This is a genomic window from Vicinamibacterales bacterium, assembly GCA_036504215.1.
In the GTDB taxonomy this organism is placed as follows: domain Bacteria; phylum Acidobacteriota; class Vicinamibacteria; order Vicinamibacterales; family Fen-181; genus FEN-299.
Map to the genome: position 1 here is coordinate 26,726 of DASXVO010000057.1, position 13,098 is coordinate 39,823.

Here is a 13,098-nt window from a genome sequence, read left to right on the forward strand (position 1 = left end):
GCCACGGGTGCTGGAGGTGCTGGGGGTGCGGTGCTGAGGGTGCCAGGGGTGCTGGAGGTGCGGCGGGTACGGTGCCGCGGGTGCTGGAGGTGCCTATTGGCTCGGGCGAAGGCGGGCTGCCAAACGCCGCGCGTAGCTCAGGCCCATCAGGGTTGTCAGGCCCAGGTAGGCGGCACCGTAGGGCACGAGGACGATGAGGCCTTCGAGAAGTGGCGACCGTTGCGGGAGGGTGAGCTTGCAGGTCCAGGCGATGGCGGCCGCGGCGAGCGCCGAACTCCACAGCCGGGGGAGCAGCAGGCGCGGCAGCACCACGCGTCCGATGCGGCGCGTGAGCGTCCGGCGCAGCAGGAAGAACTCCACCCAGCCGGCGAGGCCGGCCGAGGCGGTGAGGCCGGCCGCACCCCAGCGCGTCTCCACGCCGATGACCGCTGGCAGGAATACGGCGGCCAGGAAGCCGAGCACGGCCGTCAGCGCCACGCGGACAATCGCGTAGCGAAGCGGCGTGCGCGTGTCGCGCAGCGCCCAATAGGTGGACGAATAGAGCCGCGCCGACGTCGAGGCGAGCAGACCGACCGATGACCCGGCCAGGATGCCCCAGACGTACAACGCGTCGGCATGTCCAAATCGTCCCGTCTGAAGGATGGTGGCGGCCACCACGTCGCCGAGCGTCGCAAAGGCGACGGCGGACGGGACCACGAAGAACGCGATCTGCTCGAGCCCCCGCGCGAGGCGTTCCCTCACCTGCGCCGATACCGCGGCCTCGTCGCCCACCGCCCGCGACATCGCGGGCAGCTCCGCGGCCGAGACGGACATGCCGAACAGGCTCACCGGCAGGGTGTAGAGCAGTTGCACGTTGGTCAGACCCGTCACCGCGCCGGTTGGCAGCAGGCTGGCGATCATCTGATCCACGTACGCGCTGATCTGCACGACGCCGCGGCTGAAGAACACCGGCCAGAAGTTCCGCACGACCTCGCGCACGTGGGCAGACCGGTGGCCGAGCGACAGCCGCAGGCGCGTCGTCACCCGCGCGACCGTCGGCCACTGCACGAGCACCTGCAGGCCGCTGCCGGCCACCGATCCCCACGCCAGCGCGATGGCCAGCGAGTCGAGCGGCAAGCGGCCGCCCCACCCGACGAGCGTCGCGATCATCGCGACGTTCCACATGACCGGCGCCGCATACGACAGGAAGAAGCGGTGGTGGCTGTTCAGGATGCCGAGACACCACGCGGACAAGACGAGCAGGCCCGCCCCGGGAAACAGGATGCGGACGATGTGGATCGTCAGGTCGCGCTTGGCGCCTTCGAAGCCAGGCGCGATCAGGTCGAGCAGGATCGGCGTGGCCAGCACCCCGACCAGCACGATCGTGGAGACGGCGAGTGCCAGAAGCCCCGCGACGGCGCCAGCGACGCGATCGGCCTCCTCCTCGTCGCCCGTGGCCAGCAGCTTCGCGTACACGGGAATGAACGACCCCGACAGCGCGCCTTCGCCAAAGAGGTTCTGGAGCAGGTTCGGGATGCGAAAAGCGGCGTTGAAGGCGTCGGCCGCGTCGGACGCGAGACCGAAGTAGTGGGAGAACACGCGGACCCGCACCAGGCCGAAGATGCGGCTGACGAAGATGCCGATGGCGACGAGGATCGCGCCGGCGCTACTGGGCCGGCCGGATGGCGCAGGCATGAGGCGGCGATCGTACCCCGACGTGTCCAGGAAATCCACCGAGTCCGCCAATTGGATGGCCGGACAAGCACCGCAACCGGCTGTTGGCGATCCTCCTTCCCGCCCCGACAATGCCAACAGAGAGGAACAGCGTGTGACCTTCGTGAATTCGTACGCAGATGAGACCCGGGCGGCGGCGTATGCGACGCTCGACTTCCCGGGGACGTACCACCTGGCATTCCGGGACTTGCCCCGGCTGTTCGCGGCGCACACGAGCGGATCTGGCGCGCTCGACTTCGGATGCGGCGCCGGACGGTCCACGCGCTTCCTTCGCGGTCGGGGGTTCGCGGTAATCGGCGTGGATATCTCGGCCGAGATGCTCCGCCGGGCCCACGACCTGGATCCGACGGGCGACTATCGCCGCGTGGGCGACGCGGATCTGACGGCGCTCGGCGGCTCGCGCTTCGACCTGGTCCTCTCTGCGTTCACCTTCGACAACATTCCGACGCGGGAACAGAAGGTCGCGCTCTTCCGACAACTCCGCACGCTGCTCGCCGAGCGCGGGGCCATCGTGAACGTGGTCTCGACGCCCGACATCTACACGCACGAATGGGCGTCGTTCTCGACGCTCGACTTCCCGGAGAACTGGCGCGCCCGTCCCGGCGACGTCGTGCGGACGATCATCACGGACGTCGGCGATCGCCGCCCCGTGGACGACGTGCTCTGGCCGGACGCATGGTACAGAGAGGTGTACGAGGCGGCCGGGCTGGAGGTCGTCGCGCACGAGCGACCGCTCGCGACGGGTGACGAGCCGATCGCGTGGGTCAGCGAGACGACCGTCGCACCATGGAGTCTGTATGTGCTGCGCCCAGGGATGGACGATACGCCCCGCGCATGGTGGGGCCACGCCCTGGCATAGCCACAATCGAGATCACCAATCGGCGTGAGGGAGGAGCGGGAGCAGCGATCTCGAATCGCGGTCTCTCAGCAGGAGCAGTACTCGGCCGCCGCGGCCGCGAAGATCTCCGCGCACTGGACGACGCTCTCGACGTCCACCCACTCGACCGCCGAGTGTTCGCCGGCGCCAATCGGTCCCATCACCACCGTCTCGATGCCCGCAGCGGCGAGCAGCGCGGCGTCCATCCAGGGTGTGTCGCCGACAAACGGCGGTTGGTGGCCGAGCACGTCGTGCGAGGCTCGCGCCAGCACCTGCACGAGCGCCGCGTCCGGTGCGACCTCGAACGGCTCGCGCGAGAAGGTCGTGCGGACGGTCGCGTGGAACGTCGGATCCGCCGCCGCCAGGCGATCGACGATCGCCTGCACCTGGCCGACGGCAGCTTCGACGGTCTCGCCTGGGATCGTGCGCCGCTCGACCTGCAGACGGCAGGTCGCGGCGTACGTGCTCAGGCCCGTGCCGCCCTGGATCATCGCCGCGTGCAGCGACGGCGGCCCGACGAGGCGATGGGCGGGACCGGTCCGCAGCGTCCGCTCGAGGACGTCCAGTTCGCCGAGCACGCGGCCCATCCGCATCACGGCATCGACGCCCTCGGTGAACCGGCTGCCGTGCGCCGCCTTGCCGTGGGTCTCGACTTCGATCCAGATGTAGCCCTTGTGCGCGAGACAGATGTCGAGGTTGGTCGGCTCGGTGACGATGGCACCGTCCACGTGGCAGCGCGGGATCAGGTCCGTCGTGCCCATGCTGCCGTACTCTTCGTCGGCGACCGCCGCGATGACGAGGTCGCCGCGAAGACGGATGCCGGCATCGACCAGGACCTTGGCCGCGCCGATGCACGCGGCGAGGCTCCCCTTCATGTCGTGCGCGCCGCGGCCGTAGAGTCGACCGTCCCGAATCTCCGCCGAGAACGGATCGGCCATCCCCTCGACGCCCACCGTGTCCGCGTGTCCGTTGAGCATCAGCGAGCGGCCGCCGCCCGTGCCGCGAAGCGTCGCGACCGCGGTGGCGCGGCCTGGCTGCGATTCGAAGGTGGTGGCGTCGAGGCCGAGGCCCGCGAGCGTGCGCGCCACGTAGGCGGCAATCCGCGCCTCCCCCTCCCCGTCTGCGGCAATGCTCGGGTTGACCGAGTTGATTCGGACGAGATCCACGAGGGTTCGCTCGATGAACGCACGATCGGCTGTAAGGGTCATCGTGATCTTTTGTCGGGCAGACTGAGTGCACTGCCTCGTTTCCGTCCATGCAATCGGCCGGCTTCTGCGGCGCACGTGTTCCGCCGGCGCGGCGGGCCGGGCCTCGCGCCGCTCGGCGCCCTTCGGCCGTTGCCCGGCGGCGGATCCGAACAGGCTGTGACAGGCGGCCCGATCTTGTACACTATCTCGCCATGCAGGACTTTGAAAAGCTCGGCGTCTTCTATCTTGGCCGGCCGTACGACCTGGCGACGAAGAAGCGCGGCGACGGCTGGCTGCTGTACGACTCGCGTGACCTCGTCACGCACGCCGTCTGCGTCGGCATGACCGGCAGCGGCAAGACCGGCCTGTGCGTGGGCCTGCTCGAGGAAGCGGCAATCGACGGCATCCCCGCGCTCGTCATCGATCCGAAGGGCGATCTCGGCAACCTGCTGCTCACGTTCCCCAACCTGCAGCCGTCGGACTTCGCGCCGTGGGTCAACCCTGACGATGCGAGGCGGAAGGGGGTGAGCGTCGAGGAGTATGCGGCGCAGCAGGCCAGTCTGTGGAAGAAGGGCCTGGCCGAGTGGGGCGAGGATGGCGATCGGATCGCGCGGCTGAAGAGCGCCGCCGACTTCGCCATCTATACGCCGGGTAGCGAGGCAGGTCGGCCCGTGTCGATCCTGCGGTCGCTGTCGGCGCCGACCGGTGATGCGGCGTCGGACCCTGAGCTCGTCCGCGACCGGATCACCACGACCGTGTCGAGCCTGCTCGGCCTGCTCGGTGTCGATGCCGATCCGGTCAAGAGCCGCGACCACATCCTCCTCTCGACACTGATCGACCACGCGTGGCGAAGCGGTCAGGACCTCGACCTCGGCGCGCTGATCCAGCAGATCCAGTCGCCGCCGATGGCGCGCGTGGGCGTGCTCGACCTCGAGTCGTTCTACCCGGCCAAGGACCGGTTCGAGCTGGCGATGGCGGTCAACAACCTCCTGGCCTCGCCCGGCTTCGGGGCGTGGATGAGCGGCGAGCCGCTCGACGTGCAGCACCTGCTCTACACGGCGGATGGCCGGCCGCGCGTGTCGATCTTCTCGATTGCGCATCTTGGCGACGCCGAGCGGATGTTCTTCGTGTCGCTGCTGCTGAACCAGGTGGTCGGGTGGATGCGGTCGCAGAGCGGCACGACGAGCCTGCGGGCTCTCATCTACATGGACGAGATCACGGGCTACTTCCCGCCTGTCGCGAACCCACCGTCGAAGGCGCCGCTGCTCACGCTCCTCAAGCAGGGGCGGGCGTTCGGCGTCGGCGTCGTGCTTGCGACGCAGAACCCCGTGGATCTGGATTACAAGGGGCTGTCGAACGCGGGTACGTGGTTCCTCGGCCGCCTGCAGACCGAGCGCGACAAGGCGCGCGTGCTCGAGGGCCTCGAAGGGGCCGCGACCACCGCGGGGAGCGCGTTCGACCGCGGTGCGATGGAAGAGACGCTGGCCGGCCTCGGCAGCCGCGTGTTCCTGATGAACAACGTGCACGAGGATCACCCGACGGTCTTCGAGACGCGGTGGACGCTCTCATACCTGCGGGGGCCGCTCGGACGGATGGAGATACGGAAGCTCACGACAGGTGCTGAAGGTGCCAATGGTGCTGGAGGTGCCGCGGGTGCGAGTGCTGAGGGTGCTACAGGTGCTGCAGGTGCTACAGGTGCTGCAGGTGCTGCAGGTGCTGCAGGTGCCACGGCACCCAGCAACCAGCCCGTAGCGCCGTCCAGCGCACTTAGCGCCCAGCGCGTCGCACCGTCCAGCGCGCCTGGCACCGAGCACATAGCACTTGGCACTTCTGCCCCAATCCTACCTCCTCCCCTCGAGCAATACTTCGTGCCGGTGCGCGGCCAAGGGACCGGCGGCGCGAGGCTCGTGTATGCCCCCATGCTCCTCGGTTCCGCGCAGGTGCGGTTTGTCGACCCGAAGGCGGGCGTGGACTCCACCGAGTCGCTGAACGTGCTCACGCCGGTCACCGACGCGGCCGTGCCGGTCGATTGGACTTCGTCCACCGAGAGCGCATTTGCGCCGGCCGACCTCGAGCGCGAGGCCGCGGCCGGAGCGGCGTTCGATCTTCTGCCGGCGGCGGCAACCAAGCCGAAGAGCATCGACGCGTGGAAGAAGGCGTTTGGCACGTGGATTTACGGGTCGCGAAAGCTGACGCTGTTCAGGTCGGCCGATCCCGCGCTCGTGTCGCAACCCGGCGAGACCGAGGGTCAGTTCCGCGTGCGCGTGCAGCAGGCCGCACGCGAGGGGCGCGACCAGGCAGCCGAAGCGCTGCGCGCGTCGTTCGCGCCGCGTCTCGCGTCGCTGCAGGAGCGGTTGCGGCGCGCGCAGGCGGCCCACGATCGCGAGGCGGGCCAGGCGACCGCGGCGAAGCTCCAGACCGCCATCTCGTTTGGCGCGACGCTGCTCGGGGCATTCCTCGGTCGCAAGGCCGTGAGCGTGGCCACGATCGGCCGTGCGACGACCGCCGCGCGCGGCGTGGGCCGGACGATGAAAGAGGCGGAGGACGTCAAGCGCGCGACCGAGACCGTCGAGGCCGTGCAGCTTCAGATCGATGCCCTCGAGTCGGAACTGCGCGAGCAGATTGGCGCGATTGACACGCGCGTCGCGGCGGGCGCGCTCGACACCGTCGTCGTCGCACCGAAGAAGACCGCGATCTCGGTGCAGCTCGTCGCACTGACGTGGGTCCCCTTCTGGGACGACGGCGCCGGCGGGAGGTCGGCGGCGGCGTAGCGAGATCCGAGATTCTCATCTTTCCCTTCCCCGTGCCGATTGAACGAGCGTGGAGGGGTGATGGCTGCGATCGAGTGGTCCGCGCGGATGAACGTCGGGATCCCGGAAATTGACCGGCAACACCAGAAGCTGCTGGAGCTGTTCAACGATCTCGAGGAGGGCCTGTCGCGCAGCCTGCCGGTGAAGAAGCCGCGCGTGTTGTTCGCGGAGCTGGTGAGCTACTCGAAGTACCATTTTCTCGGCGAAGAGAACCTGATGCAGGTGGCGGGTTGGGCGGGCCGTGACGACCATGCTCGGGTTCATGCGGAGTTCGTGGCGAAGGTGACCGAGTTGGAGCGGACGCTGGAATGTGAGGGCAACCTGGAGGCCGCGCTCGCGAGCAGCCGCTTCCTGCGCCACTGGATTCTCCGCCACATCGTCGTCGCCGACCGGCTGGCGTTTGCGACGATGGAGCGCGAGGGCCGTCTGGTTGGTTGATCAGCTTTCAACCGCTTGATATACTGTCTGTCTCGCATCGAACTCGTCCACGGCCATGGGACGAGGCGCACTCATGGTGTGGGCCGCTAGCTCAACTGGCAGAGCAGCAGACTCTTAATCTGCGGGTTCACGGTTCGATTCCGTGGCGGCTCACCACTTAACTTCTTTATAATCAGCAACTTACAGGTTCTCTCTTTGCGTCTCTCTGGGCTGGAAAGTCTGGGGAGAGCGCGGGGAGAGCGTTTTCGAGTTGCTTGCGCTTCAGCGTCTCGCGTCCCTGTAGCGTGGCGTTTCGAGGCTATTTACGGGGCTTTTCTGGCGATTCTGCGGTTCGATCTCGGCTGCTCTCGGGCTATCGTGCTGGCGTTGACGTTCGTCGCGGCGGAATGGTGGCTCTCGGCAGTGGTCAGGGAGCGGTATTAGGGGCTTCTGGACGCTCTGGCGGGCAGTTTCGCCGGTCGGCTGGCGCTCTGTGGCTGAGCGGAAGCGCTAACGGCGGTTTCGGGGCTGTACGGGGCGCTTGGTCAGGTCGGGCACGCATCAGCGGGCGCGTCTTCTGAATCGCTGCATCGCAGGCGCGGACAGTCGAGGCGGTCAACGACAACGACGATTCAGCGGAGACACGACGCCGCTCGATTCTCGGCCCTTCCTTTCACCGCATCCACGAAGGCCATTCAGGTGACGCCCTGGTCGTCCACAGAATCGCTGTCGTGGCCTGCCGATCCGCCGTCGTCTCCGGTCAAGGGTAGCTTCCGCTGATTCGTCACTGTCCTCCACCACAGAACTGCGCATCGGCATGACCTTCGGCGCAGTGCGCACGTTTCGACGAGTACGATACCAATCTGCCCTTGCACCCGGATGGAAAGGCGGCAACAATGCCCGCGAGCGGCGACGCACCCCGCGCCTGATCGTCCGTTGACGCCACTCGCCCATATTCGTTGGGCGGACTCGCCTCAGTGTGACGTATGGATGTTCCAAGCAAGACGATAATCGACGTTCTGACCTACCTCCTGCCCGGCTTCATTACCGCTGCATTGGTCTACAACCTCACGCCGGTGCCGCGTCTCGTGCCGTTTGAGCGCGTCGTTCAGGCGTTGATCTTCACGATCCTGGTCCAAGTTGCGGTGCTGGTCGTCAGAACGGCCCTGCTCGCCCTCGGAGTGCGAGTTGGCGTTCTCGGCGCGTGGACCGAAGAAGCGCGATTGGTGTGGTCGGTCCTGGTGGCGATAGGTCTGGGATTGTCGGTCGCGTGGGCGACGAACACGGACAGAATCCACGGGCTGCTGCGGCGGTGCGGGATCACCCACCAGACCTCGTTCTCGTCGGAGTGGTACGGTGCCCTTTCGCAGAACGCGGGCTTCGTCGTCCTCCACATCAAGGGTGAACGCAGGCTCTACGGCTGGCCCGAGGAGTGGCCCAGCACGCCAGACAAGGGGCATTTTGTCGTCGCACAGGCGGAGTGGCTCGACGGTGACAACCGCATCGAGTTGACTGGCGTCCACCGAATCCTCGTCAGAGCAGACGACGTTGAAATGGTCGAACTGATGCGCTGTGCGTCGGCGACAACACTGGAGAAGCCAAGTGGGAGATCGTAAGCTGCCTACGCCGCCCCCGCCGAATCGAACAAACGCGGGCCGTTCAGTTCCGTCGCAGCCACCGCCCCAGCACAAACCACCGCCGCCACCTCCGCCGCCGACAAGGAAGTGACGCTCGCGCAGCGTCCTCAGTGCGCCAGCCAGGCAATGGGGTGTCGTGCCAATAGTGACGCCAGGGAAGCTGTCGCACCGCATGAACCGACCGCACCGCCGTCCCGAGGGGGGACTGTCGATGAGCGTGACCCTGAAACGACAACTGAATGACGACGAGAAGAAGCACATCCTAACAGTACACGGACGAAAGTGCTTCGCAACGGGCCACCAGATCGCGGACGGCGAAGAGATCCACTTCGACCACATCCAAGCGTTCGCCCTGGACGGCGTATCGGAGTTGGAGAATATCGCCCCGATGTGCCAGGAGCACAATCTCCAAAAGAGCACGCTCTCCCTCTCTGACTTCCGCGTCAAGCTGCGCCTCAATGACTTCTTCTCGCAGGGCGACCGGCTAACGGTAGGCGACCTCCTCAAATACCTGAAGGGACGGGGCGATCTCCCCGAGTTTGGCAAAGCCGTAACGGTCACTGAGACTGATGGCAGCGTTCAGGTCGAGTCGTCCGCAGGCAAGCAGTCGTACCGGTCGTACGAGTGCCCACTCACGCACTGGCGATACTTCTACGCCACACTCGACATCTCTCTGCTGGACAGCGACGACGAATCGGATCAGGCCATCGGCCTTCAACCGCGTTACCTGCTTCCCGACAAGGTGTTTGAACTGTATAGACATTTCCAGGGACACCCGGTGCTTCTTCCATCAATCGGACGCGTCGAAGGCAACCGCATCAAGCTGTTCGACGGCCAGCACAAGATCGCGGGCCTGCTATGGACCGGGCGTCGAGAGTTCGAGTGCAAAATCTACACGAAGCACGATATTCGGCTCCTCAACCAGACGAACATCGCCGCGCACGACAGGTTCGCGCAGGTGCGGTTCTTCTCGTCCATCATGGTCATGAAGTTGGGTGCTCTCTTCGGCGCGGACTTCGATGAATACAAGAAGGCCGAGGAGGAGCCGATCAAGAGCGAGGCGGCGTTCCTCAAATGGCTCGAACGGCGGGATGCCGGTGCTGTGAAGAAAGGCGACCGCTCCGAGCAGTTCCGGTCGTTCCTGTACAACTCTGTCATCGAACATACCGACAACAAGCTCAAGGTGCGGATCTCTTCATCGAACAGAAGCACAGATGAGAGGCCGCTGACCATCGACATGTTGAACAAGTCGCTGTTCGCGTGCTTCCTTTACCGCCAGCCCGTCGAGGACAACATGGCGACGGAGGCATACAAGCGCGAGAGCGAAACCGAGAACATGGTGTTGCTCATGAACATGCTTCACGATCTCGGGTTACATCTGTGGAACCCCAAGGCCCTGGACGGCGACACGACGCAACGGAAGCTTGAGCGGATGTTCCGGTCCAAATCGATGATGGCGTGGAGCGAACTCCTGCGTGATGCGGTGCTTGCGACACTTGGTTTGCAGGACGCGGATGACCGTGCGTGTCCGTTCTATCGGGAGTTGGACAAACAGAAGATGGAAGGGGTGAAGCAGATTGTCGCACGGCTGTTCGCCTGGAAATTCTGGTCTGACGCGAACGACGACATCGACCGAGTGCTGGCCGACAACAAGAGTGAGGTCAAACAGTGGTTCAAGACGCACGACCTTACCACTGGCTACCTTCTCGGTGCGCCTTCGTAGAACCGCATCGTGTGCCCTGTCGATTGCTGGAGGTCATCATGGACCCGTGTGTTTACGCCACTCAGCACGAGACGTGGCTCCGCGCAGCGTCCGCCTGTACGCCTACTCAGGCAGTGTGCTTTCGGAGTGCGAAACGGTGGGCGACCGCGGCCCGGTTGCTTGCGGTGCAGACTACGCTTCCGGTCCTGTTTCGGCAGCAGGACGAGCCGACGCCCGTTTTGGCGTGCCGCTTCGCGGCCACGTTAGTTGAGGTCTGTTACCCGGATCGACTCGAAAGCGACGCGATGCGGCTCGAATGGCTCGACGAGAGACTCTGGCTCCAGCGCGACACGATCAAGTGCCAACCACGCACGGCCCAGTTCTCAACGTGGGAGTCGCAATACCACACTTGGGAGATCGACACTTTCATGAAGGCCAAGACTTGGTACACGATTCGTGGCCTGTATGAGATCGAGCCGCTGCCACTGCCCGAGTTGCTCAAGCTAGACGGCGGCCATCCCCTCTCAGCCAACTACGTCAGGAGCTACGCCCTCTGTCAGTACCCAGGCGAACGGATTCGGCGCGTTTCTAGCTGAGTCGGCCTACTGTCGCTGCTCGTTCAACTGGCGGGCGATCTCGATTACAGCATACGGTGACAGCGGCGGCGGGTCGTTGGTCGCGTTCGGGTCCGTCAGCCACGCGGCGATCAACGTGGCGTCAGGGCCGCGCACGACAGCGGCCACGGCTCGGCGCACAACGCACAACAGGACGGGGGCGATCACTGTTGCGCGTCGGCTTCTGATCTGAAATCGCGGATGCTGGCCTATCCCTGTCCTCGGCGTGGTCTGCGCGTTCTCGCCTCCCGGTCGAATAGCGACGGCTGATTCACGAATCGACGCACGCTTGCGTCGAAGAAGCCGGGCAGCGGGTACCATGATCCTTTGATGATGGGGCAATTCGGATCGTCCAGCGTCACGACGACTTCGTATCTCCCCTTTTGCGACGCGGCTCTCGCCCAGATGTACCGGGCTTTTCTGCGCACGAACGGATTGCGGGCTTGGGCGACCACTCCCGGTGGTCCGTCAACAGGCTGCCGGGGCACATCAGGACTGCGGGTTGCCCCGTGGGTCTGCGCCAAGCAGTAGTCGGCGTCGGCGTCTCGGTCGGCGACGACCTTATCAGGCTGGGGCAGTTCTCCCTCTGACCGATTGCGGCGGAGTGACGATTTCGTCGGCAGCTTCATGTCGTGTTTCTCCTGGAACGGTGCCTTGAATGTTGCGCAGTACGCCGACCGACGCACGAATGCGACAGATGGACGCATGTACTAACAGATGTACGGACGAACGAACGTACTGACTGACTAATGAACGTACGTACGGACGAACGTACGTACCGACAAACGCACGTACTGACTAACTGACGTTACGGAACTGGCCTGGCACCCCTCCGTTGTCAACCCAGTCAACGCTGATCCGTCCGTCGCTGGCGTTCTGTTTCACTACGTTCTTTCGCGCTGGCGTATCCAAGCTTCGATCTCGTCTCGCCGCCAGGCGATAGCGTTCTGAGATAGACGGACTGGTTTCGGCATGGTTCCTGCCTTGCAGTGACGCCAAATGCTCGTCCTGGACAAGGGAATCAAGGTCCGCTGAAGCTCCTTGATCCGAACAAGGCCCACGGGATCTGGTCCTGCTGGCTCGCTGGCGGCTCGTCGCTCGACAACTGGTTTCGGCTCGGGTCGCTTGACTCGCAACTTCACATGGCCTCCTTGCCTTGCCGTGTTCGGACGGCTTGCATGGTTTCCGGGGATGCCCGTCGGCATTCCTCAAGCACGCGCTCGTTGAAACCAGGGTAGACGCGGATAGACCGGGGAACTATTCCGAAAAGAGGGGGGCGAGGGAATCTGAATCGGGAAGAGTGAGCGTCTACGGTGTGCGGCGGGGGCGACCACTTCTCGGTAACGGCCTACGTTTCAACCCGAGTAGTCTGGCCGTTGTCTCAAGCGCACCGTGTACGGTGTTCGGCGCTTGATTGACGCTCCCTGCAAGCGCCGTCAGCGTCAGGTTCGGAGGACCGCACTGCAAGCGGACGAACCACTCGAAGTGCTCGCGCCTCCTCTTCGACGGAGCGCGTTGGTAACCCTGCTTCTTGGCCGCTGATACGCGAGCGTCCCAGTGTGCCGCCGCTGCGGCTGCGGCCTCAGCGTGAACGCGGGCTAGAAACTGCTCTCTCCGCTGGCCGTCAGGACGCGCATCAAACGGATAGGCATCGGATTCCGTCGGATGACCCCTCCACGAGAGCGAGTACGCTTGAGGAATCGTCGTTGCCGACTTCGGCGGCTCCAACTCCCCATCGTGTACCCCGATCTTCCAGAACGCCCACGTGAAGACGATCTCGCACGACAGGTGCCACCGGGCGGCCCAACATTGAAGTTCAGCGGAGGGCACCTGCACAAGCGTCGTCTGGCCGGGAGTCCAATTCGGACGCCTCGCTATCGATATGGCTGGGTGGTGCACGTCACGGTAGAGTTCCGTGAGCGCATCCGGGTACAGCTTCTTTACTGCCTCCATCAACAGGTCAACGGCGACGGCGCGGGCACCGCCCCCGCCCGGCGTGTCGAAATCCCCGTACGCGAGCTTGTTCACCACGCCTGCCCTCGCTGCATTCCACGAACGGTCGTCACCCCCGAGGCGTCGGAGGCGCTCCAGTCCCGGTGGCAACTTATACCGTACATCCGAGAGGGCGACGCTCCGATGTT

General features: G+C 65.2%; 10 protein-coding genes and 1 tRNA gene. 7 read left to right on the forward strand and 4 right to left on the reverse strand.

Annotation, left to right across the window (positions count from 1 at the left end):
- Positions 1-93 precede the first annotated feature (93 nt).
- Positions 94-1,713 (reverse strand): murein biosynthesis integral membrane protein MurJ, encoded by a 1,620-nt coding sequence (gene murJ, locus VGK32_16955; protein HEY3383460.1) that lies wholly within the window; start codon positions 1,711-1,713, stop codon positions 94-96.
- Positions 1,714-1,807: 94 nt separating this feature from the next.
- Here murJ and VGK32_16960 point away from each other — a divergent pair, with 94 nt between their 5' ends.
- Complete coding sequence (locus VGK32_16960; GenBank protein ID HEY3383461.1) at positions 1,808-2,572, forward strand: class I SAM-dependent methyltransferase; 765 nt, start codon at positions 1,808-1,810, stop codon at positions 2,570-2,572.
- A 65-nt stretch (positions 2,573-2,637) separates the two neighbouring features.
- Here VGK32_16960 and VGK32_16965 read toward each other — a convergent pair whose 3' ends face one another.
- Positions 2,638-3,798, reverse strand: a complete 1,161-nt coding sequence (locus VGK32_16965; protein HEY3383462.1) for an ArgE/DapE family deacylase — start codon at positions 3,796-3,798, stop codon at positions 2,638-2,640.
- 191 nt (positions 3,799-3,989) lie between these two features.
- Here VGK32_16965 and VGK32_16970 point away from each other — a divergent pair, with 191 nt between their 5' ends.
- The 6 genes from VGK32_16970 (at position 3,990) to VGK32_16995 (ending at position 10,939) form a co-directional block, all read left to right on the forward strand.
- Positions 3,990-6,548 (forward strand): hypothetical protein, encoded by a 2,559-nt coding sequence (locus VGK32_16970; GenBank protein HEY3383463.1) that lies wholly within the window; start codon positions 3,990-3,992, stop codon positions 6,546-6,548.
- A 60-nt stretch (positions 6,549-6,608) separates the two neighbouring features.
- Positions 6,609-7,025: a bacteriohemerythrin gene (locus VGK32_16975; GenBank protein ID HEY3383464.1), complete on the forward strand. Its 417-nt coding sequence runs from the start codon at positions 6,609-6,611 to the stop codon at positions 7,023-7,025.
- An 80-nt stretch (positions 7,026-7,105) separates the two neighbouring features.
- Positions 7,106-7,181, forward strand: a tRNA-Lys gene (locus tag VGK32_16980).
- A gap of 809 nt (positions 7,182-7,990) precedes the next feature.
- Positions 7,991-8,620, forward strand: coding sequence for a DUF6338 family protein (locus VGK32_16985; GenBank protein HEY3383465.1), 630 nt, complete (start codon positions 7,991-7,993; stop codon positions 8,618-8,620).
- A gap of 193 nt (positions 8,621-8,813) precedes the next feature.
- On the forward strand, positions 8,814-10,364 hold the full coding sequence (locus tag VGK32_16990) for a hypothetical protein (GenBank protein HEY3383466.1): 1,551 nt from the start codon (positions 8,814-8,816) through the stop codon (positions 10,362-10,364).
- A 407-nt stretch (positions 10,365-10,771) separates the two neighbouring features.
- The gene (locus VGK32_16995; protein HEY3383467.1) at positions 10,772-10,939 is read left to right on the forward strand and encodes a hypothetical protein; all 168 of its coding nucleotides are present in this window, start codon (positions 10,772-10,774) and stop codon (positions 10,937-10,939) included.
- A 6-nt stretch (positions 10,940-10,945) separates the two neighbouring features.
- Here the strand turns inward: VGK32_16995 and VGK32_17000 are convergent, their stop codons facing one another.
- A complete protein-coding gene (locus tag VGK32_17000) occupies positions 10,946-11,074 on the reverse strand; it encodes a hypothetical protein (GenBank protein HEY3383468.1) in 129 nt (42 codons plus the stop codon).
- 1,191 nt (positions 11,075-12,265) lie between these two features.
- A complete protein-coding gene (locus VGK32_17005; protein HEY3383469.1) occupies positions 12,266-12,988 on the reverse strand; it encodes a hypothetical protein in 723 nt (240 codons plus the stop codon).
- Positions 12,989-13,098 lie beyond the last annotated feature (110 nt).

What these genes read in the sequence shown, in the direction of transcription:
- VGK32_16965 (HEY3383462.1), bottom strand. Translation starts at nt 3,798, where the DNA reads ATGACCCTTACAGCCGATCGTGCGTTCATCGAGCGAACCCTCGTGGAT.
- VGK32_16970 (HEY3383463.1), top strand. Translation starts at nt 3,990, where the DNA reads ATGCAGGACTTTGAAAAGCTCGGCGTCTTCTATCTTGGCCGGCCGTAC.
- VGK32_16975 (HEY3383464.1), top strand. Translation starts at nt 6,609, where the DNA reads ATGGCTGCGATCGAGTGGTCCGCGCGGATGAACGTCGGGATCCCGGAA.
- VGK32_16985 (HEY3383465.1), top strand. Translation starts at nt 7,991, where the DNA reads ATGGATGTTCCAAGCAAGACGATAATCGACGTTCTGACCTACCTCCTG.
- VGK32_16990 (HEY3383466.1), top strand. Translation starts at nt 8,814, where the DNA reads ATGAACCGACCGCACCGCCGTCCCGAGGGGGGACTGTCGATGAGCGTG.
- VGK32_16995 (HEY3383467.1), top strand. Translation starts at nt 10,772, where the DNA reads ATGAAGGCCAAGACTTGGTACACGATTCGTGGCCTGTATGAGATCGAG.